The following is a 26,375-nucleotide window of genomic DNA, read 5'->3' as shown; positions in this document are numbered from 1 at the left end:
ATTGTGCCCTATTGTTTCAGTTCAAATGGTAAGTCAAAAAATTTTTTACAAGGCTCAAAATGCAATGTTTTTATCATTTCAATTACTTGGCTGCTACTATCACCCTGACCATAAGGATTTATGACATTCTCATTATTAAGACCATAACGCATGTTAAGTGCTAATTGGATTGTATCGTATATCGATTTTGAGTTAGCAGAACAATTTAAAACACTTTCCGCAGCCAGCCGACCTTTTTGTCGAACACCTATGTTAACTGTTGGTACGTTAAATGACGGTACTTCAATGATACCACTTGAGGAGTTACCAATAACTGCAGCAGCATGTTTGACTGCACTGAGATAACGGAGCTGACCAAGGGATGGTATAGCGAGAGCTCGTTCAGGATTTCCAGTAGCGTATGCTTCTAGCATAGGGATAATTCGTCGGCCACCATCATCAGCATTTGGATAGGTTAAAATAACTTGATAGTCAGGATATTGATCTAGTGCACCCAAAATTGCTTGAAAGCTTTTTTCAGGGGACTCATCAGCTAATGTCACTGGATGGTATGTGACTAAAAAATAGGGTTTTTCTAATTTAAAATTTAAAGCTCTACTGAGATCTTGAAGCCTTAGAAACTGGCCTCTTTTAAGATGATCTAAACCAATAGCCCCTATATTTTTTACCCGCTCAGGGCTCTCTCCAAGTTGGATAACTCGTTGGCGGTATTCTTCTGTTGAGGTTCCATGTAAATAACTAAGCTTGGTGATTGCATGGCGAATTGCATCATCATAAGCACCTTCCGTGATTTCTCCTCCATGTAAGTGAATCACAGGAATTCGCAAAATCATTGCGGTTTGTGCGGCGGCTAATGCTTCAAACCGATCTCCAAGTATAATGAGAGCATCTGGTTTTATTCTAGAAAATGCATCACTAAAACCAAGTATACCAAGCCCCATACTTTTTGCAGTTCCAACGGGGGAGTTAGAAGATAGTAATATTTCTATTTTCTCAGTAATATTAAATCCATCTTGCTCTATTTGTTGGTATGTTTCTCCAAACTCAGGAGATAAATGCATTCCTGAAACGATAAGTTGTAGATTTAGTTCAGGATCTGCTTGTATATCCTTTAAGAGCCAAAATAAGAGCCCATATTCAGCACGAGTACCAGTAAATACAGCTATATTTTTCATTTAAAGTTCTTCTTAAACTAAAATAGGAGTACTAGGCAAGTTAATCAAGTGTGCTTCAATAAACTCTGACTGTTGAAGATCACCGCATAAAGCATCTTTAAACATTGGTAAACGGTGCATTAGTTTCCAAATAGGGCGAGTCATCACTCCTGCTGCATTGGTTTTTTCTAGTAGTTCATCGCGTAATTTGGCATCTGCACAAATTACCGCATTTAACCAATAGTTAGATTGAGCATAAGATGGCTCAACAACAAATTGATAATCACTACCTGCAAAGAAATTTTGATATTGATTCGCTAACTTGCGCTTTTGTTCTAAAAATAAAGATAAATGCTCCATTTGAGCACAACCTAAAGCTGCGTTTAAATTTGGTAGGCGATAATTAAAGCCTGGCTCATCGTGGAAAAATTCATATGGGTGAGGAATTTTGGCTGTCGTGGTGACGTGCTTTGTGTGTTTTCCCGCTTTTTCTGTGGAACAGAGAACCATTCCGCCGCCACCTGTGGTAATAATTTTATTACCATTAAAGCTCAGTGCGGCAAATTCACCAAGCGTGCCAGTATGTTTACCTTTGTAGAAAGAACCTAAGCTCTCTGCTGCATCTTCTACTAGAGCTAAGCCCCATTTTTTACACACGATAAGCAGTTCATCGAGTTCAGCTGGATGACCGAATGTATGCATTGGAACGACGGCTTTAATTGCTTGCTTTGTTTGTTTATGAAAGCAGCCGTCTTCAGTGAGTTCAGCATGTTCTTCGAGATATTGTTCTACCGCTTTAGGGCATAGGCTTAAACTGATAGGGGATACGTCGACAAAAATAGGTTGGGCACCCATATGATAGAGTGCATTACAAGTGGCAACAAAGGTTAATGCTTGAGTAATCACTAAATCGTTCGCACGAACACCAGCCATATAAAGTGCGGTATGTAATGCTGCGGTTCCATTAACGGTAGCAACAGCTCGAGCGCTACCAGTAAACGCTTCCATTTTTCGTTCAAATTCGTCAACGAATTTCCCAACACTGGAGACGAAAGTGCTATCGATCGTTTCCACAACATAATTTTTTTCATTGCCTGTGAATGTAGGGGCATGCAGGGGAATAAAATCATTAGTTTTGTATGTGTCTCGAATAAACTCTATCAGTGCTTGTGGTTTCATTATGTTGTGACCTTACATTTTACTATCGAGATATTTACCTGTTTCTTGATGACCAAAATCAGGGATCATTTTGAAAAATAGCTCAACGATTTGTTCTTTTTTCCATTCTTTTTTTGCTTTCATTTGTTCAATGTTTTTTTCAAAAAAGTTTAGGAGATCTGGTTGGTAGTTAGCTTCATTTTTAATGATGCCGAGGTTTTCAAAACGGATCATATCAAGTTCTTCTTTGTCAGTGAAAAACTCTTCGAAATCTTTTTCACCAGTCGTATCGCTTGATGTGAAGAGGCAAGGCCATTTACCTTGGGCTGGCAGTGTTTTAGCGAGTTCTCTAGCTTCGTCCTCATCTTTACATAAATGGGGTTCATAGCCACGTTGTTTTAGGTATTTAACTGCAATATCAGCAAAGGTAATAAGGTGAAGGGCTTCACTAAGTTTGGGGAAGAAAATGTCTCTATTTTCTCCAAAAATACAAGACATTAAACATAACTCACCTGACTCTTGAGGTGTAACGAAGTAGCGTTTAATATCATTAGGAGCAACGATAGGTTGTTGTTTTCGAATTCGTTGATCAAATCCGTGGAGAAGCGAGCCATCAGAAAAGGCGACATTGGCAAAACGTGCTGTTGAGATTTCGATTTTCTCGCTTCGACGCATTAAGAACATTTCCATAATACGTTTTGATGCACCCATCATATTGACTGGATTAGCGGCCTTATCGGTAGATACGCAAAAGTATTTTTTAACACCCGAATTAATTGATTGTTGGATTGTTTTATCGGTATTAAAAATATTGACGTCAATCATGCGCATTAGGGTAAATGGGTCTTTTTCACTGCGGACATGTTTTAGTGCAGATAAATTAAGCACATAGTCATACTGACCATCAGCCTTAATAAAAGCATCATATTCGATGGAACCAATATCTAAAGCAAAGGTTTGGAAATCGCCATTGATATAACCAAATGAGCTGCGAATATCTCTCACTAATTCAACCATGTTGTTTTCGCTAATATCAACAACATGAAGTTTTTTAGGGTTACGTTTAAATATCTCTTTCGTTACAGCTTGACCAATTGAACCAGCCCCACCTAGAACTAAAAAACGTGATTGACTAACTATTTTAATAAGTTCGTTTTCATGAGCCTTAATGTCTTGACTAAATAAAGCATTAGAACGACCGATAAGAGGGAGTATTTGATTCATAATTCAGAGACCAATTTAATTAAATTTGAACTATGGATTATTCAATCTATTATTAATATTTAATAACAACCCATAGCTACCGCACTGGGTTGTCGGGTCCCAGAGCACCATTGAATTTGTAAATGCATACTTATTAATTGAAAACGTTACATTTTTTGCTATCGCGTTCAATTGATAAGCATGGCTTATTGTTTTTTGCCGCCCAAAGGGTATGCCTCATGGCGAATCGGGTCAAGCAAAAGCGCTTAATAATACCACCAAACCTAGGTAGTGACTATCACTGCGATTGTGTTAGAGAATAGTCCTAATAGGAGTATCAAATGAATAAGTTATTTTAAATTATCAGGTTATAATTCTTATTATACGCTTGTTCCGTGATTAAATATTTTGCTTAAGTTAAGTCTTTTATATCATTGCATTTAATATGGATATAATTAGCTCAAAAATAAAACATACCTATTTTTACGCGAATTTGGCGTTACGATGGATTAATAATATGCGTGATTGATAATATTAATTTACCCAATTTTTACGTTTATTTTTCAGCCAGATATGTTTTACTGCAAAACAGAAACAAATTGGCAAAAAAACGGATTATAGTTTACCTATAATCCGTCAGACTGCAGCCAAACCGATTAGGCTTGGCTGCAGGTTGGATAGGTTTTGAAAAAACAAAGGAAAATCAAAGAATTGATTTTCGGCTGATAACACAAAGCAGGAAAACCACGCTTTTATCCTGCTTTGTCAGCAACCTAATGGATTATAGTTTACCCATAATCCATTTCAATAATAAGCATGGCTTGTGACTATAAGATGATTACCACTTAAATGGCACGTTTACCGTCACTGCGGCACCGACATCATTGCGTGTTTCATAATCGGTTTTTGAAACCCACACTTTTGCGTCAGTACTGACGTCATTGTCAAAGTTATGCCACCAACCCATATCAACACCTTTGATGGTTTCAGATTTAGGGAATAACTTGTTGCCGTCAAAGTTAGACTTATTCACTTTCGCATACATCAAACGTGTGCTAACACGGTTATCATCATCAAGGGTATATTCCACTTTGGTGGTTAACATACGTCCATCACCACCCATACCATGGCCTAATGATGCACCTTGTTGGTAATAACCATTTTTGTAAATAAAGTGGCGATACATAACGCCGTCTTTATCCCACTCAGTGTGAGTATTCGCGCCTTCAATATACCAATTTAATGGTTGACCCCATAGCGTGTGATAGCCCTCGATACCGCCCATAAAGGCATTTTTCGATGGAAAAAGGTTGGCTTCATCTTCACCGACCATTTGGCCATATAAGCTGACAGGTAGATCGATTAATGGGTAAAGTTTCAGTTTAAAGTCTAAACCTGCGAGTTGGTTACCTGGATCGTCATTTACATCACCAGTATTATCCCTTCCGCCCATGGCATTCCAGAAAGAATTCCAGTTATTAGGACGGCCATCGCCTCCCCACATCACCACGCGGGAACCGCCGAGTTCAAAGAAATCAGTTGGGTTCATGGTCATGCGTAAACCAATCAGTTTAGTGTTTGGCTGGGATGAGTATTGTTTGATTTGGCCAGCGGTGAGCTGATATTGCCACGAGCCAATCCAAGAAAGCCATGGGGTTTCAAATGGGCTTTGGTCGGCACGTTGCAGCAAAAAGCCAGTGACAGGGCGAGCAGCATCGGTGCGAATTAAGCTGCCGTCGTGGCCAGGGCCCCACCATTGTGGGATCTCACCAAAAGTGACCCATTGGTTCCAAATTTTTACACCACCATATGAGCCATTGAGGTTGTAGTCAGAACCATTTTCAACGCGCAGAGCGCGCTCACCATTAGCGGTGAGGTTTAAATCCACATCGTCTGTGCTGTAGTTACCTGAAACGGTGTAACGAATGTCACTTTTTTCACTTTGGGCAAAGCCTTGCGGCATAGAGTTATGGCTAGAGGCAAAGTGCGTTTCCAGTTGAACACTGTTCTTTTTACGGTCTAGGTTTTTCTTAATACGCTGAATAATCGCTTCTTGTTCGCTATTGGTAATATTTGCATTATTCAACGAGCGGGTAATTTCTTCTTGGGAGAGTGGCCAAGTGGATAAGCTAATTTGAATGACGTTACGCTCTGAAAGCCATGCTAAATCACTGCGTAAGTTATCATTGGGTAGGACTAATCCCCCCGCCACACTGTGTGCGCTCATTGCGCCTAATACCGCAAGCATTGCCAGCTTGGTAAGCTTGAATTTTTTCATTGATAAATCCGTTTGAAGTTGAGTTCGCCTAATATTGAACAGGTCAATAAAGATAAATAAATTTCTAAAAATTAAACCAATATAAAGTGTGGTGATATTTTGCTTTATTATAAGTATGCTAATTTTAACGGGTGAGCCACCCGTGTTATGTCGAGAAGCAATTATCACAATTAAATTAAGTAAAATAGAATATCAGATTAAACTATTCGGGATAGGAAAGAGTAACTTATTAAAATATATAGCAATGTGATATGCATTAGATTTGTGTGTCTATTATTTCAATTTTATTGAGATTTAATTTTGCTTTGTTATTTGAATTTAAAATAAACAGATTAATATTTTGCAGGATGGTTTAGGGTTTATTGCTATGGGAACTCAATATAAGAATATTCTATATTAGGTGCTTATAAATCCATTTGGGGAATAGAAATAAAAAAGCCCTCTATTTTAAATAGAAGGCTTTTGGGAGTAATGTTTGAAATGGCTTAACGGCCGTGCTCAGGTAGCCAGATTTGTAACCTTAGCCCGCCCAGAGGGCTGTCATCGGCTTTCACCCAGCCTTTATGCTGTGTAATCGCAGTTTCAACAATTGCTAAGCCTAACCCTGTACCGCCAGTTTCACGGTCTCGCGCTTCATCGGTACGGTAGAATGGGCGGAAGATATGCTCACGGTCTGCAGGGCTAACACCTGGGCCATCATCATCCACAGTAATCAAAATACCGTTGTTTTCTTCTTTAAAATCAACAGCAATATGGGTATGTGAATAACGCAGCGCATTACGGACAATATTTTCAAACGCACTGCCCACCGCTGAAGGATTGCAATACAACGGCCAAGGGCCTGGATTTGAGGTGATATCGAGCGTTTTGTTCATCTGTTCCGCTTCGAAGCTAGCATCATCTAAAATATCCCCCCAAAGTTCATCGGCTTTGATATTTTCGCGCAGAATTTCATTTTTATGTTGGCTACGTGAGAGCACCAACAAGTCATTGATCATGCTATCTAAACGATGCGTTTCGGTTTCGATGCGCTCCAGCTCTTTACTTTCACCATGGCGACGGCGTAATAGGGCGGTTGCCAGTTGTAAGCGAGTGAGTGGGGTGCGTAGTTCATGTGAAATATCAGAAATTAAGCGCTGTTGTGCACTCACCATGCCATCAAGTGCGCTGATCATCTGATTGAAACTGTTCCCTGCGGAGAGGAACTCTTGAGGCCCAGCTTCCAGTTCAGGGTGCGGCCGCAAATTCCCTTTGGCGACATCATCGGCTGCCATTTTGAGTTTTCGAGCGGGTCGAGCTAAGCTCCAAGATAGCCATAATAACAGTGGGGCACTGATTAACATGGTGGCAATTAAGAGCAAGAATGGCCTATCAAACAATAAGTTAATAAAGTCAGATTGCGGGCTGCTGGCTGGGCGCACTAAATAGAGTTGATAGTGGTCTTCGCCATCACGAATAGAGAACGGCCCGAGAATTTCAGCTCGACCATATTTTTTCTTTTTGGGGTGATCGGCGTTATCGGATTGACCAATAAAGTTACGGATCACCTGCATTTCACTTGGCATTGCACCAATAACACGGCCTTCACTGGTGACAATAATTAGCCGCTGACCCGGCGGCGCCCATTTTTTGATGGCGTTGGAAATCCGACGCCACCAAAGTAGGTCATTCATGGGAGCTTGTGCGAGTTCGGCTTCAATATGTTGCTCAAGCATCTCGCCTTGGCGTTGTTCACTTTCCATCAGGACGGTGATTTGCCGAGAGTCGAGCTTGGGCACCATCAGCACTAGCATTAGCACTAGTGCGAGGGTAAACCAGAAAATCGCAAAGATCCTTGCGGTTAAGCTGTTGATCATGTGGCAGAAACCATTAAGTAACCACGGCCACGTAAGGTTTTAAACCAAGGTTGGCCATCAGTGCGTTCTGGTAATTTACGGCGCAAATTCGAAATATGCATATCAATAGCGCGGTCAAACGGTGTTAGGCGTTTACCCAAAACTTCTTGGCTAAGGTGTTCTCGTGAAACTACTTGGCCTAAATGTTGTGCTAACAGATATAACAAGGTGAATTCGGTGCCCGTTAAGTCCAAAATTTCATTATCGAAACTGGCTTCTTGGCGACCTGGGTTGAGTTGCAGTTTATCAACTTGCAATACAGGGGTATTGCTGTTGCTATCCTGTGTTTGTTCACTCCAGTTTGAGCGGCGTAATAACGCACGAATACGTGCCACGAGCTCACGGTCATTAAACGGTTTTGGTAGATAGTCATCCGCACCTAATTCCAAGCCCAGTACTTTATCTAACTCACTACCACGAGCGGTTAACATAATGACAGGGGTCTGATGAATTTGGCGCAATTCTTTGAGTGTCTCAATACCATTTTTTTTCGGCATCATGACATCCAATAAAAGCAAATCAATGGATGAGTCAATCTGTTGCAATGCCTGTTCACCATCATAAGCGATGACGACATTGAAACCTTCCATTTCCAGCAGTTCTTTTAAGAGCGACGTGAGTTCACGGTCGTCATCAACTAATAGGATTTTATGCATTTTTTAAGTCCTCCAACTGCCAAAATACGATAACAATCTGTACGATTCCATGACTTTACGTTCTTTTACATGCTCTGACGCTAGTTTGCAGCCACAGGTGTATATTTATTCACATTGAATCACGAGCACAGTTCGGAGACAAGGTGTCAAATGCGAAGAACAACACATAGCAAAGTACATAATACAGTACATAAAACCGCAATGTTAGTTTTAGCTTCTGCATTTGTGTTCGGACCAACAATTGCTTTCGCAGAAGTTTCACAGAACGTTGCGAATGATGAAAGCTCAGTGCCATTAATGTTGCAGATGCAGCCTGAGGAAGTACCTTCGACAGCTCACCAAGTCGTTGTGCCATTTCAGTCACATGACATGTTTAGCAGTGAAGAACGCGCCAGCACATTTATGTTTAATGGTATCACATTAAATGAAAAGCAACGCCAGCAGCTACGTGATTTGATGGCAACGCAGCGCCATTATCGCACTGATAGCACGGCATTAGTGCAAGAGCGTGAAGCGTTACATAAATTAATTATAGCGGATAGCTTTGATGATAAAGCGGTTCGCCAGCAACTTGAAAAAAGAATGCAAAAAGAATTGGAACAACGCGTTGAAATGGCAAGAATTCATCATGAATTATACCAATTATTGACGCCAGAGCAGAAAAGTGAGCTTGAACAGATTCACCAACACAAAATGGCTGAATATCAAGCGATGCAGTTCCAATAAATCAGATTGAGAGTACCCGTAGTTGTAGTTGAGTAAGTAAGTTAATTTCAGATCCTTAATTTTGAAGTAAGTAGTGAAGTAGCAATAAATGAAGTTTTTCCTTGCCATAGACACCATCCCTGTCTTTTATAGCCCCTTTTAGGGGCTTTTTTTTTGTTTAAATAGGTTGAGTGTTAACTATAGTTGACAATTTGTCGAGGGCGATTAAGATACAGGTATCAAGACAAGGAGACAACAGTATTAACGACAGATCTATTCGACAACTGGATACGCGATCTCAAGGATTTAAGGGCGAAAACAAAGATTCAAGTGAGAATTCGGCGCCTAAAAAATGGAAATTTTGGCGATATTGAGCCAATTAGTGATGGCTTTTCAGAGCTGAGGATACATGAGGGGCAAGGGTATCGTGTTTATTTAAAACAGAAAAATAACGTTATGGTCATTTTGCTCTCAGGTAGGAGTAAAGGAACCCAGCAAAAAGATATCATCAAAGCCAAACAGGTTTTTAGTCAAATTGAAGGTGAATTATGGCCACAAAATTAAAAGAATATGATATTGCTGAGCATTTAAATAGCGAAGAAGAAATCCAATTGTATCTTAATGAGATCTTGGAGGAAGGTGACCCTGCTTTAGTATTATCGGCTCTCGGGGATATAGCAAAAGCTCGCAATATGAGTCAACTAGCTAAAGAGGTAGGGATGAGCCGTGAAGGTTTATATAAAGCATTATCAGGTCAAGGTAATCCTACATTCACCACAATCATAAAAATAGTTAACTCTCTTGGTTTGAAGCTACAATTTAAAAGTATTTAATACTCTGTTTTTATTAAAATAAAAACTTCTTATCTCATTATCTTGCTATTACCTCTCTACTAAAAAATAGGATAACGTTATGGTTCAGGTGTTAACAGCTCAGGATTATCGCAGTATGCCTTGGAAAAATGGGCAAGGCGTCACGTTGGAAGTGGCGAGAAGCCATGGTGAAGGGCTTGATGATTTTGACTGGCGGGTATCAATTGCGGATGTGAAAGCTGCGGGGCCTTTTTCTCATTTTTTAAATCGCCAACGTATTATTGGTGTGCTGGAAGGGAATGGGATGACTTTGCTTGTGGATGACCAGAGCCCAGTGACGTTACAGCAAAAAGAATTCTTTGCCTTCAAGGGGGAGAGCAATGTGCATGCTGAATTAGTTAAAGGCGCTATTCGTGATTTTAATCTCATTTATAATCCTGCAAAATATTCAGCACGCCTACAGTGGGTAAATTCAGCATCGGGTAGTTCTTGGATTAGCGATGCAGCCCAAATTCTCATTTTCAGTACTGCGCCAAGTATGAGCTTGGACGTAAACTCGCAACCGTTTGTGTTAAAACATTTTGAAACGTTGTTAGTGAGAAATAATATCCAGCCACTGCAATTTTCAACTCAGCAATCTGCAGGACAGGATTTCTGCATAATAGAGTTGTTTATTAAATAGTTAGGGACTTAATGCTATTTATTTGGATGTTTTTCCAATATTTTTAGCATTAATTATTTTTTAGGTTGGGATATTACTCTGTCGATTAAATTATTTTAGTAAAAATGTTATCAAATTCATAGAACCTGTAATTATGGCTTTATTCCTATTGTTATTTTCCGCAAAATTTATAGTCTTTAGCGTCACTAAAAAAATAAGAATGGTATTTCTTAAAGGAAAAATGATCTATGAAAATGAAAGCGCTTGTCGCCGTTGCTGTCTCTGCTGTGATTTTAACTGGCTGTAAAAATATGGACCAAGGGATGTTGACTAACTCTGGAATGCAATTATTCCAAGCAGCAACACTGAGTGATTCAGATGTTAAGCAATTAAGCGATCAATCTTGTAAAGAGATGGACGCACAGAACAAAATTGCTCCTTCATCAAGCAAATATTCCAAACGTTTAGACAAAATCGCTAAAGCTCTGGGTAACGAAGTTGATGGTACACCCGTTAACTATAAAGTTTACATGACTAACGATGTAAACGCATGGGCGATGGCGAATGGTTGTGTGCGTGTATACAGCGGCCTGATGGATATCATGAACGACAACGAAGTTGAAGGCGTTCTGGGCCATGAAATGGGTCACGTAGCATTAGGCCATACTCGTAAAGCAATGCAAGTTGCTTATGCAGCAGTTGCAGCGCGTACAGCGGCAGCATCAGCTGGCGGCGTAGTTGAACAACTGAGCGCATCACAAGTTGCTGCATTGGGTGAAAAACTGATCAACTCCCAGTTCTCTCAACACCAAGAAAGCGAAGCGGATAACTTCTCTTATGACTTACTGAAAAAACGTGGTGTAAAAACTGACGGTTTAGTGACTGGTTTTGAAAAATTGGCAAAAATGGGTAGCCAAGAGACCAGCATGTTTGACTCTCACCCACCTTCAAGTGAGCGCGCACAAAACATCCGTGACCGTATCGCTGCTGATAAAAAATAATTATTAATTATTTTTGATAATAAGGTGTAACAGTGTAAATAAGCATTGTTGCACCTATTATGTATTTCTTGCAGATATTCTTATTTCAGAATTAGAAATCAGAACTTCCCCCGTTGTACTTCCTTAAATCACTCACTATCTTATCTATTAAATAATATTCAGGTTTTTTCATGGTGTTGCAGTTTTATGTTTGATAAAACGCTAACAAGGAAAAAAGATGGAAAAAGTGCAGAAAATTTCCCTTCTTGCAAAAGGAATGGGAATGCTGTTATCGGGAACTTGCCGTTTATTAACAGGGGTTCGTACTCGTTGGGTTGGCTGCCAGCCTGCCATAACCCCGCGTATTTATTATGCAAATCATTCAAGCCACTTAGATGGGTTAGTCATTTGGTCTGGTTTACCGCCGCTGATGCGCCATTTTGTTCACCCTGTCGCCGCGAAAGATTATTGGGATAAAACGCCATTTCGCCGTTATTTAGTGAATAACGTTTTTCGCGCTGTCCTTGTCGATAGAAAAGGGGACAAACCTGCGCAAGGTAATATCTTGGAGCCTCTTGAGTCCGTTTTGGCAGCAAAGCATTCATTGATATTTTTCCCCGAGGGAACCCGTGGTAGTGGCGAAGTGCTAGGTCAATTTAAAAGTGGCCTGTACCATTTAGCGAAAAAATATCCCGATGTTGAAGTCGTCCCCATCTACCTTGAAAACCTTAACCGCGTATTACCAAAAGGGTCTAAATTAGTTGTGCCTGTTATTTGCTCTGCGGTAGTCGGTAAGCCTATCTCTCCTTTAACCGAAGCTGAAAATAAAACTGAATTTTTGCAACGCGCCAAAGAAGCGCTAGAGGAGTTGATGCCATGAGCGTTTGGGACAGCGAATTAGCCTTACTGTTATCGGGTGTGTTTGGAATATTAGTATTTGCGAGTGTCGTTGGTGGGATCTTGGCTTACCGTTATTCTGGTGATAAAAGCAATCCAACAATTGATAACCTGAATGCTCGTATCCGGGCATGGTGGGTGATGTGTATTATCTGCGTATTGGCGGTAGTGCTTGGCAACATTGCAGTCGTTATTTTATTTGCATTGATATCATTCTTTGCGTTGCGCGAGTTTATTACTTTAACGCCAACACGGCGAAGTGATCATGAAGCGTTATTTTGGTGTTTCTTTATTTTCATTCCATTGCAATACCTTCTGGTCGGTATTGAGTGGTATGGGATGTTTTCAATTTTTGTGCCTGTGTTTGTTTTCCTCTTTTTACCTACACGTATTGCACTCGCAGGGGATACCTTTCATTTTCTTGAGCGCACGGCAAAAATTCAATGGGGGATGTTGGTGACGGTTTTCTGTTTAAGCCACGTTCCCGCGTTGTTGATGCTCAATATTGAGGGTTATGAAGGGGAGGGTGTGAAATTATTGCTCTTCTTAATTATTGTGACGCAAATTTCCGATGTCTTGCAGTATGTATTCGGTAAACTGATGGGTAAACGTCCGATTGTACCTAAATTGAGCCCAAATAAGACGATAGAAGGCTTTGTTGGTGGGATCTTATCCTCTGTACTGATTGGAATTTGCTTATATTGGGTTACGCCATTCAGTTGGTGGGTTGCTGGTTTAATGTCATTGGCGATCACGATTATGGGGTTTGTGGGTGGTTTATGTATGTCAGCCATTAAGCGTGATAGTGGTATTAAAGATTTTGGGGCGATTATTGAAGGGCATGGGGGCATGCTGGATCGCATTGACTCATTGTGTTTTGCCGCGCCTATTTTTTTCCATTTAACGCGTTATTACTATACATAGGCCAATTTTATTTTCGTTTTTGTTCGTTAATTAAAAGAGCACCAAATGGTGCTTTTCTTTTGTTTTATAGGTACAGCATAGAAGGAATTTAAGTGTTATCATCAGTACTTAATTTTTATTTCAAACTAAGATTCAACTAGGGTAATTCGCTTGAGTTGGTACTCTAGGGCTTTTTTTGCATTGAAAGATTTACCTATTGGGGTGATCGGCTAGAATTATGTAAACTGGATCACAATAAAACATAAAAGCTTGATGGAAAGCAGATGCATAATTCACTCTTTGCCGTATTATGCTGTTAGGTGAATCAATTCAGCACTAGTAAGCCAGCGTAATTAGCGTTAAAAAGATTAGCAGCGTAACGGTTTTATCGATTTGCAATTTTATGTTCATTAATCAGAGGTCATCATGGTCAAGCAGATTAAAAGAATTGGGGTTTTAACGAGTGGTGGCGATGCACCAGGTATGAATGCCGCGATCCGTGGTGTGGTACGTGCTGCTTTAGGTGAAGGGCTAGAAGTGATGGGTATTTTTGATGGGTACCTTGGCCTGTATGAAAACCGCATGAAACAATTAGATAGATACAGCGTATCGGATATGATCAACCGCGGTGGCACCTTTTTAGGCTCAGCTCGTTTCCCACAGTTCCGTGATGAAAAAGTACGTGCAATAGCCTTTGAAAATCTGAAGAAAAATCATATTGATGCGCTAGTCGTTATTGGTGGTGACGGTTCCTATTTGGGTGCGAAAGCACTGACCGAAGCAGGCTTCCCGTGCATTGGTCTACCAGGTACAATCGATAATGACGTTGCAGGAACCGATTACACCATTGGTTATTTTACTGCGCTTGAAACCGTTGTTGAAGCAATTGACCGCTTGCGTGATACCTCTACATCTCATAAACGTATCTCTATTGTTGAAGTGATGGGACGTTACTGTGGTGATTTAACATTATCTGCGGCGATCGCGGGCGGGTGCGAATTCCTTGTATTGCCTGAGCAAGAAATGGCGTTCGATCGCGAAGAATTGTTATCTGAAATCAAACGCGGTATTGAAAAAGGCAAACGCCATGCAATCGTTGCTATCACTGAACACGTTTGTGACGTGGGTGAGTTAGCCAAATATATTGAGCAAGAAACACACCACGAAACTCGCGCAACGGTTCTCGGCCATATTCAACGTGGTGGCTCGCCAGTGGCTTATGACCGTATTTTAGCATCACGCATGGGCGCATACTCTATTCAATTATTACTTGAAGGCTACGGCGGCCGCTGCGTGGGTATCCAAAATGAGAAATTGGTTCACCATGATATCATTGATGCGGTAATGAATATGAAACGCGTCTTTAAGAAGGATTGGTTTGATACAGCTAAGAAGCTCTACTAAAATCTTCGTCATATTTCAAGCTGTAGGGGTGTTGGCTACGCTCACTAACCCTAGTCACATACTTATGTATGCTCCTAGGGATTAGCTTTGCTTGCCGCCTACCTACAACTTGAACTATTTAGAAGATGGATATTTATCATATTTCAAGCTGTAGGGGTGTTAGCTACGCTCACTAACCCTAGTCACATACTTATGTATGCTCCTAGGGATTAGCTTTGCTTGCCGCCTACCTACAACTTGAACTATTTAGAAGATGGATATTTATCATATTTCAAGCTGTAGGGGCGTTGGCTACGCTCACTAACTCTAGTGACATACTTATGTATGCTCCCCGAGCTATCCTCGTTTGCCGCCTAGTCACAACTCAAATTATTTAGAAGATGGATATTTGTCATATTTCAAGCAGTAGGGGTGTTAGCTACGCTCACTAACCCTAGTGACATACTTATGTATGCTCCCCGAACTACCCTCGTTTGCCGCCTAGTCACAATTCAAATTATTTAGAAGATGGATATTTGTCATATTTCAAGCAGTAAGGGGTGTTGGCTACGCTCACTAACCCTAGTCACATACTTATGTATGCTCCCCGAGCTATCCTCGTTTGCCGCCTACCTACAACTTAAACTATTTAGAAGATGGATATTTGTCATATTTCAAGCTATAGGGGTGTTGGCTACACTTACTAACCCTAGTGACATACTTTTGTATGCTCCGCGAACTATCCTCGTTTGCCGCCTAGTCACAACTTAAATCTCTCCCTTACCTGTTCATATATTCCCCGTAAGCATAAGTTTTTCTTTTTAATTATTTCCAGTTATTGATGCTATCTGTCAGCCTCGCCTTATCGACAATTTGATGAGGGCTCAAAATGGCACGTTCATGGCAGGTAACAAAATCACAATTAACGACCGCATTGTTATTAATATTGACGACGGGGGCTTGGGCGAAAAATATTCAACTGTTGAATGTGTCTTATGATCCTACGCGTGAGTTCTATCAGCAATATAATCAGGAGTTTAGTGATTATTGGCAAAAGAAAACGGGGGATACTGTTACCGTGCGTCAGTCTCATGGTGGATCTGGTAAACAAGCTATCTCAGTTATTAATGGGTTAGAGGCGGATGTTGTTACGTTAGCCTTAGCCTATGACGTGGATGCTATTGCGCAAAGTGGGCGAATAGATAAAAACTGGATAGAAAAACTCCCCGATAACTCAGCTCCTTATACCTCAACGATTGTCTTTTTAGTCCGTAAAGATAATCCAAAAAACATTCGCGATTGGGATGATTTAGTCCGCAAAGATGTCTCTGTGGTGACGCCAAATCCGAAAACTTCAGGCGGTGCACGATGGAATTATTTAGCGGCTTGGGGTTATGCACTAAATAAAAATCAACAAGATCCTGAAAAAGCGAAGCAATTTGTGAAGCAGCTTTATCAAAACGTAGAAGTATTAGATTCAGGGGCTCGAGGGGCGACAAATAGCTTTGTTGAACGCGGCATTGGTGATGTATTAATTGCCTGGGAAAATGAAGCGTTACTTGCTATCAATGAATTAGGTGAAAATGGCCAGTTTGAAGTGGTTACACCCAGTATTTCCATCTTAGCAGAGCCAACGGTCGCAGTTGTTGATAAAACAGTTGATAAGCGTGATCGCAGAGAGGTCGCAGAGGCCTATCTTACACATCTTTATTCACCAGAAGGGCAAGAAATTGCTGCTAAGAATTATTATCGACCACGAGATAGTGAAGTTGCAAAAAAATACCAGCAGCAGTTTCCAGAATTGAAGTTGCTAACGGTAGATAAGGATTTCGGTGGCTGGCAGGCAGCGCAAAAAACGCATTTTGCGAATGGGGGAGTATTTGATGAGATAATTCAGCGTTAATACTCGTCATATTTCAATTTGCAGGGAGATTTCTTCATATTTTGAGCCGCAGCGTTGTTGGCTGCGTGCGCTCACCCTAGTCGCATATTTATGTATGCTCCTGTATTTTCTTCATATTTTGAGCCGCAGCGTTGTTGGCTGCGTGCGCTCACCCTAGTCACATACTTATGTATGCTTCTAGGGATTCACTTACTTGCCGCCTAGCTGCAACTCAAACTATTTTGAAAATTGCTATTTTGATATTTTAAACCGTAGAGTCACATACTTATGTGTACTAACTAGTGCGGTTACCAAAGGTATTTTACGCCAATGTTTCCGAGATAAAGCGTCTGCTTATTATTATTACCAGATGTTGTACCATCATCTTTTGGATGTTTCCATGTTGAGGGTTCATAGGCGACACCACCCCATAATGTTAAGGATGGAGTGGCTTGATATTCGATATTTGTTCCTAGACGAAAACCGTTATTAATTTTTTGAACGAGATAAAAATGTTCATCATAGGTGTCTTCCTGTAAAGCATAACGAACATAAGGCGTAATACGCCAATCAGACTTTAAAGTGAAAGGTAAATAAGCGCGGACTTGTGATTGCATAAACCGAGTACTGAAGTGTTTATCCCATGCTTTGTCAAAGTATAAGGTCAGTTTTGCTTTTAAGGCCTCAGAGTGTTGGTAAGTGGCTCCAAATTCTGTTTCTGCTTCATGGCTATTAGAACTAAAATAATTACTGTAATAATAATAAGAAAGCCAGAAATTAAAAGACCATTTATCATTAAAATGATAGTTACCCGCTGGTGTTAGTGCGTATAAGCTATTGGAGGAGCGTACTTTGGTTCCTGGTGGGGAGTCATTAGATTCTTTTCGATATCGGGCGCCAATTTCAATGTCTGATTGTGGTGTTTTAACAAATTGTTTTGTAATGTCAAGTTGAGTGCGGCTACGAAGATAAGAATCACGGGAAGTACTGAAATTACGCCCATGGTTTCTCAGTGATTCGCGGTGTTCTATGTCAAATCGCCACTGAGATGCTGGGTTTGTCAGGGATAATTGGCCTACGGTACTGATTTTATCGTACACTTTATTTTTAAATGCATCGACTTGCCCTTGATATTCTTCTATTTCCATATAGACATTGGTTTTAATTCGCCAAAAATCATTATTTGTTTCTGAAAAGCAAATGGCTGGAAATATAATTATAATATTAAATACTAAACTAATTATATATTTCATTTTCATCCTTTAAAGTAAACTTTATTAATTGTTATTTACTAATTTGTTAAGCAGGATAAATTTGAATTAAACTTTCAGTAGTGTCTATTGTTATTATTTGATAGTGGATAAACTAAAGATGTGAATATTATATTTATCACTTTGAATTTAATTGGTTTTATTGTTTTTTATTTTTTGTGTGAGGTAATGAGTTTTCTCAAGCGTTTGATTTTAAAAATAATATTAATTTAAACTATTCGTAACTTTAATAATTAAAAATTTGCTACTCGTTAAATAAAAAAACCGCCAATAATGGCGGCTAATCATTAAAAAACAAAATAAATTTATTTTGTTTTTTTCGCTTCAGCGGCTGCTTTGACAATGACAGCAAATGCATCTGCTTTCAGGGATGCGCCACCCACTAATGCGCCATCGATATCTGGCTGAGTAAATAATTCAGCAGCATTGCTTGCATTGACTGAGCCGCCGTATTGGATGATGACTTGCTCAGCAATCGCCGCATCTTTTTTCGCAATATGGGTACGAATGAATTTATGAATAGCTTGTGCTTGTGCTGGCGTTGCGGATTTGCCTGTACCGATAGCCCAAATTGGTTCATATGCGATGACGGCACCTTGGAATGCTTGCGCACCTAGGGTGTTCAGCACTGCGTCAATTTGACGAGCACAAACTTCTTCAGTTTTACCTGCTTCGTTTTCCGCTTCGGTTTCACCAATACACAGAACAGGGATTAAGCCTTGCTCTTTCAGCACTGCGAATTTTTGAGCAACAAACTCATCACTCTCTTTGTGGTAAGTACGGCGCTCAGAGTGGCCAATAATAATGTATTTTGCACCTACATCTTTAAGCATTTCAGCCGATGTTTCACCCGTGAATGCGCCAGACAAGTTAACGTCAACGTTTTGTGTACCTAATGCAATGCGGCTGCCCGCTAGAGCATGTTTTGCTTGAGTCAGGTAGATTGCGGGTGGTGCGATAGCTACATCACAGCCATCGACGCTGCTCAGTTCGTTACGCAGACCTGCGATCAGGTCATTGACCATATGGGTGCTGCCGTTTAATTTCCAGTTACCCATTACCAATGGATGTCGCATGTTATTTCCTCCAACCAGAGAGTTTGAATGATTAATCAATAAGTTATTCATTGCGCATTAATGTTGCCAACGCAACGGGACAGTTTTGTCGCCATTCACCTTAAGTATTATAAGAACATTAGGGCATAATAGCTTTGCTTTTCATCATGCTTGTTCTTAGAGCGTGATCACAGTCTGTTTAGGGTGTTTGTTGCTCTAGCTTAATCGGTTCAACAGCAAAAGTAAGCACATTATTGTCACTTTTTACTAAAATATATCGCAGGTCGCCTAACCGAGCTTCTTCTGCACGGGTTGGGTTTTGATCTGCCATAAATTTATTTAAGGCAGTGGTTAGCTCTGGGGCTTTATCTAAAGAAACATCTGGGGCAAATTGATGGATGATTGCAAGCGTATAGCGTTCCATTAATTGACGGTTTTCTTGGGCTTCTTGTACGTTATCTGTTGGGAGTAAGGTAATTTGTAAGCTTTTAATTTTTTCACTACCGCGTTCTAACACCGCAGAAGAATAAATTTGTTGATTGATACGGGAAGCGGCACGAATATAAGGAGCTGCAATGTCTTGGCTCGCAATGACTTTATATTCATGAAGATATAAATCTTTATAGGCTTGATTAAACTGAGTGCGTAACTCAGGGATGGTGAGGTTAAAAGAAGCCGCATCAGGGGCTAAGTAAGCGACTTCAAAATCAGTATCAGGTAAGGTTGGCACTTTTTGGGCGAATGCCAATGGTGGCGCACTGAGTGTAAAAATGGTTATGATGGCGGATATCGAACGAATTAAGGTTTGAGTCATTTTTTTGCCACTCATTCTTTGGGTTTTCACATTGTATCAGGATTATAAGTAATGACATTACAACAATGGGCTTTTTCCTTCAAAGGTCGAATAGGGCGGCGACCATTTTGGGTCGGTATCGCTGCCAGCTTTATTTTGGTGGCTGTGATTGTCCTGTTACAGAATACGTTTTTATTACCTGAAATGGTTACTCTTTTTCTTTTTGTCCTCTTGCTTTATCCTTTAGCCGCGATTTTTTCAAAGCGCCTACACGACAGAGGAAAATCAGGTGGGTGGTTCGCATTAATTGTATTGGCTTTTGCGCTTTATTCAATGGATGTCAGCCAGTTCGAACCTATTTGGCAGTGGGGAATTGGGCGATTCTTACCCCTATTTATTGCGATGATTATGCTATTGGATTGTGGTGTGTTTGTCGGAATGGATAGTGCGAATAAATACGGTGAAAAAACTGAGACTGTGAATTATTTATAACGCATTGACTACCCTGAAATATTCAGGGTAGTGTTTATCTCTCTTTACCAGTATTGCTCGCTGGAAATATGACCAGGCTTACGGCGTAAATGCTTAATCATTCCATGGCTAATTTTTAGCGTATCTCGTGTGTCACGTACCATTTCAGGGTTACCACATAACATCACATGGCAAGTTTCAGGCGAAAGGGATAAACCAACCGCATTTTCGAGAGCATGACTTTCAATTAAGGCAGGGACTCGACCATGCAAAGATGTTTGGGTTTGCTCTCGACTGACAACAGTGACAATTTTTAATTTTCCTTGGTACTGTTGCTCAAGTTCCTGCATTAATGGCAGATAGCTCAAGTCTTTTTCATATCGAACAGCGTGCAATAAAACGATTTTTTCAAATCGTTCGAGATCTTTTCCTTCTTGTAAGATTGATAAGAATGGGCCAATAGCTGTCCCAGTTGAAAGCATCCATAAATTTTTACACGCTGGAATTTCATCTAAGACAAAAAAACCTGCCGCTTCATCTGTTATTTGTAATGTATCGTTAGGCTTTAGCTGTGCTAATTTGGGACTCAGTTTGCCCCCGGGAACAATCACAAAATAAAACTCAAGTCGGTTATCGCTGGGGGCATTCACATAAGAATAGGCACGTTGAATTCGTTCTCCCTCGATTTCAAGGCCAAGTTTAGCGTATTGTCCTGCAGTAAAAGGTTTAATGGGGGCGTCGATGACAAGGCTAAACAATGTATCAGTCCAAAACTTGGCTTCAATCACTTTCCCAGTTACCCAATTTGCCATAAATCCACCTCTTATTATTTCAAAATCAATCCCGCTAAGTGAGTGATGTTTTACCTTAAGTTAGTCGGGGTATTGCTCATTAGGATTTAATACTAAAACAGTTCACTATTTATGCTTATCGATAATGTGTTCCAGTGTTTTATTCTTAATAATAGTTATTTATTAATTTTAATGTACAGTTATGTTGACAGATGTGGCGAATATAGCTGCCGTTGGTGTATAAACTAAAATGTCGAGCTACTTAGAAAAAATCGTAAATTTTGTTATCTTAATCACATTAGAGCAAAACGTGCTATCTGTTGTTTATCTGGGATAGTTCTAATGCGTAAAAACAACATTTAAATATTCGTCATTAAATTCCAATATTCGGTTTGTATTATTAACTTTTAATAATACTGGGTTGCTGTGTGTCTGGAATTTTTGCTGTGTCCGAGAGAAAAATGAGAAAGCTGGAACATTTCAATCTGTTATTAATGCTTATTGCATTGGCGGCTGTTGGCCAAATGACGCAAACTATTTATGTCCCTGTGATTGCTGAAATTGCAGTGTACTTTAATGAACCTTCTGGTGCCGTTCAGAAGGTGATGGCGGCATATTTATTTTCATATGGTTTTTCGCAACTATTATATGGGCCATTATCCGACCAAATTGGTCGTCGTCCTGTTATTTTAGCGGGGCTGACTATTTTCTTATTTTCGACCATTGTGGCGATTTTTGCGCCGACTTTAAATACGCTCACTATCGCAAGCGGCATGCAAGGCCTTGGTACAGGGGTTGCGGGTGTTATGGCGAGAACCATGCCCCGAGATTTATATAAAGGCACGGCATTGCGCTATGCAAATAGTTTATTAAATATGGGTGTTTTGGTAAGTCCATTATTAGCGCCGATGTTTGGTGGAATATTGGCTCACTTTTTTGGTTGGCATGCCTGTTATATTTTCCTATTTATCCTAGGTGCGGGCGTATTATTTAGCATGTATCGGTGGCTACCTGAAACACGGCCTGTATCCCCAGAAAAACGTAAAATGGTGGCGTCATATTGTGAGTTACTCTCTAATGGGGCATTTTTGTCTTATTTATCGATGTTAATTGGTGCGCTGGCGGGGATTGCTGTTTTTGAAGCGAGTAGCGGTGTTTTAATGGGCGGTGTATTGGGCCTCAGTAGCATTACTGTCAGTATTTTATTTATATTACCTATCCCCGCTGCCTTTTTTGGTGCGTGGTATGCAGGGCGTGAAGGAAAAACGTTCTACAACTTGATGTGGCAATCGGTATTAATTTGTTTGCTTGCAGGTTTAATGATGTGGATGCCGAGTTGGTTTGGCATCATGAATACGTGGACGTTGTTAGTCCCTGCCGCCGTATTTTTCTTTGGAGCAGGTATGTTATTTCCGCTTGCGACCACAGGAGCGATGGAGCCATTCCCTTATTTGGCGGGCGCTGCGGGCGCACTTGTGGGAGGCTTACAAAATGTCGGTTCTGGGGTTGCAACATGGGTTTCTTCATTAATGCCACAGCATGGGCAATTTAGTCTTGGCTTGCTGATGTTCTTGATGTCGGTTCTTGTACTCTTGTGTTGGCTGCCGCTGGCTCGTCGTATGGGGCATTCGGAAAGAACAGTTTAATATTAAATAGTTAGGCGGGGGCACCCGCCTAATTATTTATTGAGTAGGTATCCCCATTAAATAGGGTTTCGGTGTGGTAATATCGGATAATGAAGTCGCCGTGTATGCCTCCTGTGTTGGAAGCGCCGATATAAGTTCCGCTTGGTTGGCGAGTGCATTAAACACAACTGGACGATGATAATCTAAAAATGTTTTATCCTCTGTTAGCAGTGAGTTTTTGTCTTGTACAAGCCAAATTTTCCTCGCGTTGATACTATCTTGTAAATGTGAGTCAATATGAATAACGATATCAGTGCACTCTAAGCCTGGTGTGCTGTCAATGGTTCCTCTTACTGTTAATGTCATCTTTTCATGTGAAAAGTGCCAATCCTCCAGTGGCGTCTTTTCTTGTTGTTCACCCTTTTTATCAACCATCTTTAGAGTTACCCAATAACGATACTCACCTTCAGGTAATGATAAGCTCGTTATGTCAATTTCCTGGTAAATATTCATATCAGCAATCAATAACTGTTCAGCGCGGACGGCGATACATACAACTTCCTGTGATGTTTCTATCTGTTTATTGAGGTGATTTATTGGCGTGAAAGATTGAGAAGTATACACGTTATCTTTCACGCCAAATGGGTCAGATAAAGAAAAATACTGTTGATGTAGTTTGCCACCTACAACCCAATTTGCCTTTAGTGCACTTAGTGGTGTAATTTTTTCTTTATTTACTTTACCCGTTGAAAAATCAATAGCATCTGCATCTGTACTTGCCCAAAAAAGTGTATTTCCTTGCCAGTAGTTATCCAAAATGAGTCTCTCTGGCAATTCATCAGTGTGGCTATTTGCAAATAAACGATTTGCCAATGAGGAAGGGTTGGTGTATCGGATGATTTCTCGCCCCAGCTCTTTTTGAGGGTTGAGCTGGTATATTGCGAATTTAACCAGCTCTCCTTTGTCTGCAATATTTAAGCTAATATCATTTTTATATATTTTGACTTGTAACTTTTCTGTTATTAGGCCTTTGGGTGTTGCATAAGTCACCACAATGGCATGGCTATGATAGGGGTAATAAGGGCGGCCTTTACCCGTTTCAAGGTTATGATAATCAGCGGATAGGTTACCGATTGTACGGTCTACCAGTAAAGTATTATAAGGATGAGGAATGTCGTCCTTGAAGGATAACTGACCGCGAAGCCAATACACTGGTACATCACGTCGATGGGGCCATTCATCGATATTTTTGTATGGATAATATTGGGTGAAATTTTCCTGCGTTAAGGTTTCCCACTGTTTTTCTGATTCGTTCCAACGTTGGTAAAAACCATCCCCTGCAAAGTTGTTATCCTCAATATCTTCCCCTTTAATGTGATTCGGTTGCCAGCGTGTTTTTTGGCTTAAAAATTGCGAAATACGTTGGTTAAAATAATCAGAGTGGGGCAAAAATGCATCATATTGTTCGCTAGTAAAATAGGAGAGGCTGGAGTACATCGCTGGGTAAAGGGGAGCGGTGGTTCCATGTTTATCTTGGTATTGATAAGTGGAATAGTGCTGGCGGTGTTGGTTATAGGCAGGCGTTGGGCCGTGGGCTGTTGGGTCATAAGGGTATGTCGTATTTTTAACATTGGTATGAGGTAAGCCTAACCCATGACCAAAGATTTCATGCCATAAGGTTGCTGGCTCATGTATGCCGCCGCCTGCATGTTGCCTCGCCAAGCCGAGAACATGGTAACGGAGTGATGCGGTAAAGGGGTGAATCGCCGAATAATGGTAAATTTCATCTGAATGATTTGAATTGTGAAATTGTGAACTATTTAAATATGCCCAGTTGATTTGTGAGTTGAGATGGTGAGGAACTTTTTTGGGATCATCATATTTAGGGTGAATTAAATTTTCTGCGTCATAAGCGAGTTCTTTATAAGGGTGCACGCCTGGGCTTCGAGTGGTTGCAGGGGGGCTATACAGAGTGAGTTGCTTAATTGGCAATATCGTCACTGCTTCTTGTCCCCAGCTCAGTGGAGAATAAGCATAAATACCGTGGCCGTGCTGGTATAGGGTATAGTTATCAACATAGGCGGTGATATGACTATCCAATGTGACGTTGGGTGAAATGAGGCCGTATTGGTTTGTTTCTGGGGTAATCAAGGCTTTTTGGTTGGCAACGATAACAATTTGAAAACCAGGTTGTACCCATTCACCTTTTATGGGTGCGGTAAAACTTTGGGCGTGCTGGTGGTAGGCTAAGGGATTCGTGGTATTAGGGAGGGGGGTTAATTGAGTTGGTAGGTTGTCAGGCCCCGTCAGAGCGACTCGTGCCAATATTTTTTTTTCTTTATTGCTGACAATAGCCACTAAATCAGGGGAATTAGCTGAATAGGGATGCGTGATATCCACTTTGAGCAGTGCCCAGCGGTTAGCGATTAGGCTAAAATAAGGGTCATTTGGTGACTGTAAGTGAGTTTGCGCCAGTTGAATAGCATGAACCTGCATACCCTCTGGTGTGGGGTGATATCGTCGTTTGGGAGCCTGGTAAATCGGGTCTGAAAGGGTAAAGGTTCGTTTTCCTGGTATAACGACTTGGGGAGCTTCATCCGTTTGTAAATGAATGGAAATCGGTGCAGATTGGCGACCATCGTGGCTGATTGTCGCTAAATCAAATTGATCTAGGTTTGATCTTAATGCAGTTTCATGGGGGATATAGATCCATTCTCCAGTTTGCGGATCGACGGTCACATCGCCAAATTTAGCCTGCTCAAGAATCTGATATCGCTGAATATTATCATGCTGAGCTAATTGCCCTGTTACGGTGCCAATAATCAGTTGATTGGGATGTTTATGGGGGTTTTCAGTCACTAAAATCGGTAGTATTTGTTCCCCTCGTTGTTGCTTTAGCTGAAATTGTGAAAAAACAATGTGCTTTCCCGTCATATTCAGCGTGTTATTTTGATATCTCACCGTGATAGGGTTTTGCTGTAATGCTGCTATCTCTTGATTTACATGAAATTCAATCGCTTGAGCGATAGAATTCCATGATGTGTGGCGTTCAAGGGCAATATCATGCAACGTAACAAGTGGTTTGCCATCAGTGTCGTGAATGGCAATCGAAAAATATTGTGTATTTTCCAATAGAGCATCGGTTAATTTGAGTGCATTGATTGAGGCTGGGGAAAGCGTAATGGTGTGTTGGTAACCATGGTGTTTCACTCGTGATGGCCGAATTTTATTTTGCTCTACAGGGGATAATTCAGCTATCAATTGCTGGACTGGTTGAGATGCTGCTTTTTGGCTATCTCTAATGATTAACAGACTCCCCCCAGTTAATTCCAGCCAGTGACGAATTAATTCAACTTGTTTATCGTTGGCGCTTTCAGAAAGCACCACGATATCATAATGGCGATGCCATTGGCCGCTGGGTAGTAGCAAATCGGCAATTTGTTCTTGAGCGCGGGGTTCGCCTTCACGCCATTCGTGGGGTGAATTAAAACTATCAACAAATAGGCCCTGTAGTGAATGAAAGGCAAAACCCGAAAATGTTTCCTCGGGTAGGGTGCTAAGCACAAAGTGATACTTAGTTTCTCCAATCATTCTAGGCTTATCAATTAGCCAGCTGAATAGGCTATGTGACGCTTTTGCTTCCTGAGAGGACACGGGATTTTTTTGTAATGCGCCCAACCATGGTGAATTTGCATCTAGTACTGCGACTCTGCCTCTATTTCGATATAACCCTAACTTTAATACTTTCTGTTGTTTTTGTTGGTCATCCATAACCTTGTACCTTTTATAAAATACGTCATTT

Annotated in this window: 22 protein-coding genes; 11 read left to right on the top strand and 11 right to left on the bottom strand. The window is 40.7% G+C overall.

The window, feature by feature from the left end:
* Nucleotides 1-8: 8 nt before the first annotated feature.
* The 6 genes from neuC to cpxR form a co-directional block, all read right to left on the bottom strand.
* A complete protein-coding gene (gene neuC, locus ACE2AL_RS19915) occupies nucleotides 9-1,175 on the bottom strand; it encodes a UDP-N-acetylglucosamine 2-epimerase (RefSeq protein WP_375083783.1) in 1,167 nt (388 codons plus the stop codon).
* A gap of 12 nt (nucleotides 1,176-1,187) precedes the next feature.
* Nucleotides 1,188-2,333 carry a LegC family aminotransferase gene (locus ACE2AL_RS19910; RefSeq protein WP_375083782.1) on the bottom strand — a complete coding sequence of 382 codons (1,146 nt, stop codon included), beginning with the start codon at nucleotides 2,331-2,333 and terminating at the stop codon, nucleotides 1,188-1,190.
* 12 nt (nucleotides 2,334-2,345) lie between these two features.
* The gene (locus ACE2AL_RS19905; RefSeq protein WP_375083781.1) at nucleotides 2,346-3,536 is read right to left on the bottom strand and encodes a UDP-N-acetylglucosamine 4,6-dehydratase; all 1,191 of its coding nucleotides are present in this window, start codon (nucleotides 3,534-3,536) and stop codon (nucleotides 2,346-2,348) included.
* Between the two features lie 817 nt (nucleotides 3,537-4,353).
* A complete protein-coding gene (locus tag ACE2AL_RS19900) occupies nucleotides 4,354-5,793 on the bottom strand; it encodes a capsule assembly Wzi family protein (RefSeq protein ID WP_375083780.1) in 1,440 nt (479 codons plus the stop codon).
* Between the two features lie 485 nt (nucleotides 5,794-6,278).
* Nucleotides 6,279-7,649, bottom strand: a complete 1,371-nt coding sequence (cpxA, locus tag ACE2AL_RS19895) for an envelope stress sensor histidine kinase CpxA (protein ID WP_047756819.1) — start codon at nucleotides 7,647-7,649, stop codon at nucleotides 6,279-6,281.
* A complete protein-coding gene (gene cpxR / locus ACE2AL_RS19890) occupies nucleotides 7,646-8,344 on the bottom strand; it encodes an envelope stress response regulator transcription factor CpxR (protein ID WP_206085856.1) in 699 nt (232 codons plus the stop codon). The genes cpxA and cpxR overlap by 4 nt, the downstream gene beginning before the upstream one ends.
* A 150-nt stretch (nucleotides 8,345-8,494) precedes the next feature.
* Between cpxR and ACE2AL_RS19885 the strand changes: the two genes are divergently transcribed.
* The 9 genes from ACE2AL_RS19885 to ACE2AL_RS19845 all read left to right on the top strand — a co-directional run bounded on the left by ACE2AL_RS19885 (nucleotide 8,495) and on the right by ACE2AL_RS19845 (nucleotide 16,588).
* Entirely contained in the window at nucleotides 8,495-9,070 is a 576-nt protein-coding gene (locus ACE2AL_RS19885) for a Spy/CpxP family protein refolding chaperone (protein ID WP_206085858.1), read from the top strand.
* Nucleotides 9,071-9,253: 183 nt separating this feature from the next.
* Complete coding sequence (locus tag ACE2AL_RS19880; protein WP_371007502.1) at nucleotides 9,254-9,613, top strand: type II toxin-antitoxin system RelE/ParE family toxin; 360 nt, start codon at nucleotides 9,254-9,256, stop codon at nucleotides 9,611-9,613.
* On the top strand, nucleotides 9,598-9,882 hold the full coding sequence (locus ACE2AL_RS19875; RefSeq protein WP_349422687.1) for an addiction module antidote protein: 285 nt from the start codon (nucleotides 9,598-9,600) through the stop codon (nucleotides 9,880-9,882). Before ACE2AL_RS19880 ends, ACE2AL_RS19875 begins: the two co-directional genes overlap by 16 nt.
* Nucleotides 9,883-9,961: 79 nt before the next feature.
* A complete protein-coding gene (locus tag ACE2AL_RS19870) occupies nucleotides 9,962-10,543 on the top strand; it encodes a HutD family protein (protein WP_206085938.1) in 582 nt (193 codons plus the stop codon).
* A 227-nt stretch (nucleotides 10,544-10,770) separates the two neighbouring features.
* Nucleotides 10,771-11,523 (top strand): M48 family metalloprotease, encoded by a 753-nt coding sequence (locus tag ACE2AL_RS19865; protein WP_375083779.1) that lies wholly within the window; start codon nucleotides 10,771-10,773, stop codon nucleotides 11,521-11,523.
* Nucleotides 11,524-11,740: 217 nt separating this feature from the next.
* A complete protein-coding gene (locus ACE2AL_RS19860) occupies nucleotides 11,741-12,382 on the top strand; it encodes a 1-acyl-sn-glycerol-3-phosphate acyltransferase (RefSeq protein ID WP_206085940.1) in 642 nt (213 codons plus the stop codon).
* Complete coding sequence (locus tag ACE2AL_RS19855) at nucleotides 12,379-13,323, top strand: phosphatidate cytidylyltransferase (protein WP_206085942.1); 945 nt, start codon at nucleotides 12,379-12,381, stop codon at nucleotides 13,321-13,323. The genes ACE2AL_RS19860 and ACE2AL_RS19855 overlap by 4 nt, the downstream gene beginning before the upstream one ends.
* A 405-nt stretch (nucleotides 13,324-13,728) precedes the next feature.
* The gene (gene pfkA / locus ACE2AL_RS19850) at nucleotides 13,729-14,706 is read left to right on the top strand and encodes a 6-phosphofructokinase (RefSeq protein WP_047756829.1); all 978 of its coding nucleotides are present in this window, start codon (nucleotides 13,729-13,731) and stop codon (nucleotides 14,704-14,706) included.
* 868 nt (nucleotides 14,707-15,574) lie between these two features.
* A complete protein-coding gene (locus ACE2AL_RS19845; RefSeq protein ID WP_206085944.1) occupies nucleotides 15,575-16,588 on the top strand; it encodes a sulfate ABC transporter substrate-binding protein in 1,014 nt (337 codons plus the stop codon).
* Nucleotides 16,589-16,875: 287 nt separating this feature from the next.
* Here the strand turns inward: ACE2AL_RS19845 and ACE2AL_RS19840 are convergent, their stop codons facing one another.
* The 3 genes from ACE2AL_RS19840 to ACE2AL_RS19830 form a co-directional block, all read right to left on the bottom strand.
* Nucleotides 16,876-17,820 (bottom strand): autotransporter outer membrane beta-barrel domain-containing protein, encoded by a 945-nt coding sequence (locus ACE2AL_RS19840; protein WP_349415948.1) that lies wholly within the window; start codon nucleotides 17,818-17,820, stop codon nucleotides 16,876-16,878.
* Between the two features lie 323 nt (nucleotides 17,821-18,143).
* Nucleotides 18,144-18,914 (bottom strand): triose-phosphate isomerase, encoded by a 771-nt coding sequence (gene tpiA, locus ACE2AL_RS19835; RefSeq protein ID WP_375083778.1) that lies wholly within the window; start codon nucleotides 18,912-18,914, stop codon nucleotides 18,144-18,146.
* Nucleotides 18,915-19,092: 178 nt separating this feature from the next.
* Nucleotides 19,093-19,707 (bottom strand): DUF1454 family protein, encoded by a 615-nt coding sequence (locus tag ACE2AL_RS19830; protein ID WP_206085955.1) that lies wholly within the window; start codon nucleotides 19,705-19,707, stop codon nucleotides 19,093-19,095.
* Between the two features lie 51 nt (nucleotides 19,708-19,758).
* Between ACE2AL_RS19830 and ACE2AL_RS19825 the strand changes: the two genes are divergently transcribed.
* On the top strand, nucleotides 19,759-20,178 hold the full coding sequence (locus ACE2AL_RS19825) for a DUF805 domain-containing protein (protein ID WP_272539881.1): 420 nt from the start codon (nucleotides 19,759-19,761) through the stop codon (nucleotides 20,176-20,178).
* A 44-nt stretch (nucleotides 20,179-20,222) separates the two neighbouring features.
* Here the strand turns inward: ACE2AL_RS19825 and fpr are convergent, their stop codons facing one another.
* Entirely contained in the window at nucleotides 20,223-20,969 is a 747-nt protein-coding gene (gene fpr / locus ACE2AL_RS19820) for a ferredoxin--NADP(+) reductase (protein WP_206085959.1), read from the bottom strand.
* A 440-nt stretch (nucleotides 20,970-21,409) separates the two neighbouring features.
* On the opposite strand from fpr, the gene emrD reads away from it, so the two are divergent.
* Nucleotides 21,410-22,594, top strand: a complete 1,185-nt coding sequence (gene emrD / locus ACE2AL_RS19815) for a multidrug efflux MFS transporter EmrD (RefSeq protein WP_206085999.1) — start codon at nucleotides 21,410-21,412, stop codon at nucleotides 22,592-22,594.
* A 36-nt stretch (nucleotides 22,595-22,630) separates the two neighbouring features.
* On the opposite strand, the gene ACE2AL_RS19810 is transcribed toward emrD, so the two are convergent.
* Entirely contained in the window at nucleotides 22,631-26,344 is a 3,714-nt protein-coding gene (locus ACE2AL_RS19810) for a hypothetical protein (protein ID WP_375083777.1), read from the bottom strand.
* Nucleotides 26,345-26,375 lie beyond the last annotated feature (31 nt).

Origin of the sequence: Providencia xihuensis (assembly GCF_041953405.1) — a bacterium.
GTDB lineage: Bacteria > Pseudomonadota > Gammaproteobacteria > Enterobacterales > Enterobacteriaceae > Providencia > Providencia vermicola.
The sequence above is the reverse complement of the archived record's forward strand: the minus strand, read 5'-3'. Positions and strand labels throughout refer to the sequence as shown.

Bases quoted from the DNA above. Each gene is read 5' to 3' on its own strand.
- ACE2AL_RS19885 (WP_206085858.1), top strand. From the start codon at position 8,495: ATGCGAAGAACAACACATAGCAAAGTACATAATACAGTACATAAAACC.
- cpxA (WP_047756819.1), bottom strand. From the start codon at position 7,649: ATGATCAACAGCTTAACCGCAAGGATCTTTGCGATTTTCTGGTTTACC.
- tpiA (WP_375083778.1), bottom strand. From the start codon at position 18,914: ATGCGACATCCATTGGTAATGGGTAACTGGAAATTAAACGGCAGCACC.
- ACE2AL_RS19905 (WP_375083781.1), bottom strand. From the start codon at position 3,536: ATGAATCAAATACTCCCTCTTATCGGTCGTTCTAATGCTTTATTTAGT.
- ACE2AL_RS19840 (WP_349415948.1), bottom strand. From the start codon at position 17,820: ATGAAATATATAATTAGTTTAGTATTTAATATTATAATTATATTTCCA.
- emrD (WP_206085999.1), top strand. From the start codon at position 21,410: ATGAGAAAGCTGGAACATTTCAATCTGTTATTAATGCTTATTGCATTG.
- ACE2AL_RS19825 (WP_272539881.1), top strand. From the start codon at position 19,759: ATGACATTACAACAATGGGCTTTTTCCTTCAAAGGTCGAATAGGGCGG.
- ACE2AL_RS19845 (WP_206085944.1), top strand. From the start codon at position 15,575: ATGGCACGTTCATGGCAGGTAACAAAATCACAATTAACGACCGCATTG.
- ACE2AL_RS19855 (WP_206085942.1), top strand. From the start codon at position 12,379: ATGAGCGTTTGGGACAGCGAATTAGCCTTACTGTTATCGGGTGTGTTT.
- ACE2AL_RS19865 (WP_375083779.1), top strand. From the start codon at position 10,771: ATGAAAATGAAAGCGCTTGTCGCCGTTGCTGTCTCTGCTGTGATTTTA.
- ACE2AL_RS19900 (WP_375083780.1), bottom strand. From the start codon at position 5,793: ATGAAAAAATTCAAGCTTACCAAGCTGGCAATGCTTGCGGTATTAGGC.
- ACE2AL_RS19910 (WP_375083782.1), bottom strand. From the start codon at position 2,333: ATGAAACCACAAGCACTGATAGAGTTTATTCGAGACACATACAAAACT.
- ACE2AL_RS19830 (WP_206085955.1), bottom strand. From the start codon at position 19,707: ATGACTCAAACCTTAATTCGTTCGATATCCGCCATCATAACCATTTTT.
- ACE2AL_RS19860 (WP_206085940.1), top strand. From the start codon at position 11,741: ATGGAAAAAGTGCAGAAAATTTCCCTTCTTGCAAAAGGAATGGGAATG.
- neuC (WP_375083783.1), bottom strand. From the start codon at position 1,175: ATGAAAAATATAGCTGTATTTACTGGTACTCGTGCTGAATATGGGCTC.
- fpr (WP_206085959.1), bottom strand. From the start codon at position 20,969: ATGGCAAATTGGGTAACTGGGAAAGTGATTGAAGCCAAGTTTTGGACT.
- cpxR (WP_206085856.1), bottom strand. From the start codon at position 8,344: ATGCATAAAATCCTATTAGTTGATGACGACCGTGAACTCACGTCGCTC.
- ACE2AL_RS19875 (WP_349422687.1), top strand. From the start codon at position 9,598: ATGGCCACAAAATTAAAAGAATATGATATTGCTGAGCATTTAAATAGC.
- ACE2AL_RS19870 (WP_206085938.1), top strand. From the start codon at position 9,962: ATGGTTCAGGTGTTAACAGCTCAGGATTATCGCAGTATGCCTTGGAAA.
- pfkA (WP_047756829.1), top strand. From the start codon at position 13,729: ATGGTCAAGCAGATTAAAAGAATTGGGGTTTTAACGAGTGGTGGCGAT.
- ACE2AL_RS19810 (WP_375083777.1), bottom strand. From the start codon at position 26,344: ATGGATGACCAACAAAAACAACAGAAAGTATTAAAGTTAGGGTTATAT.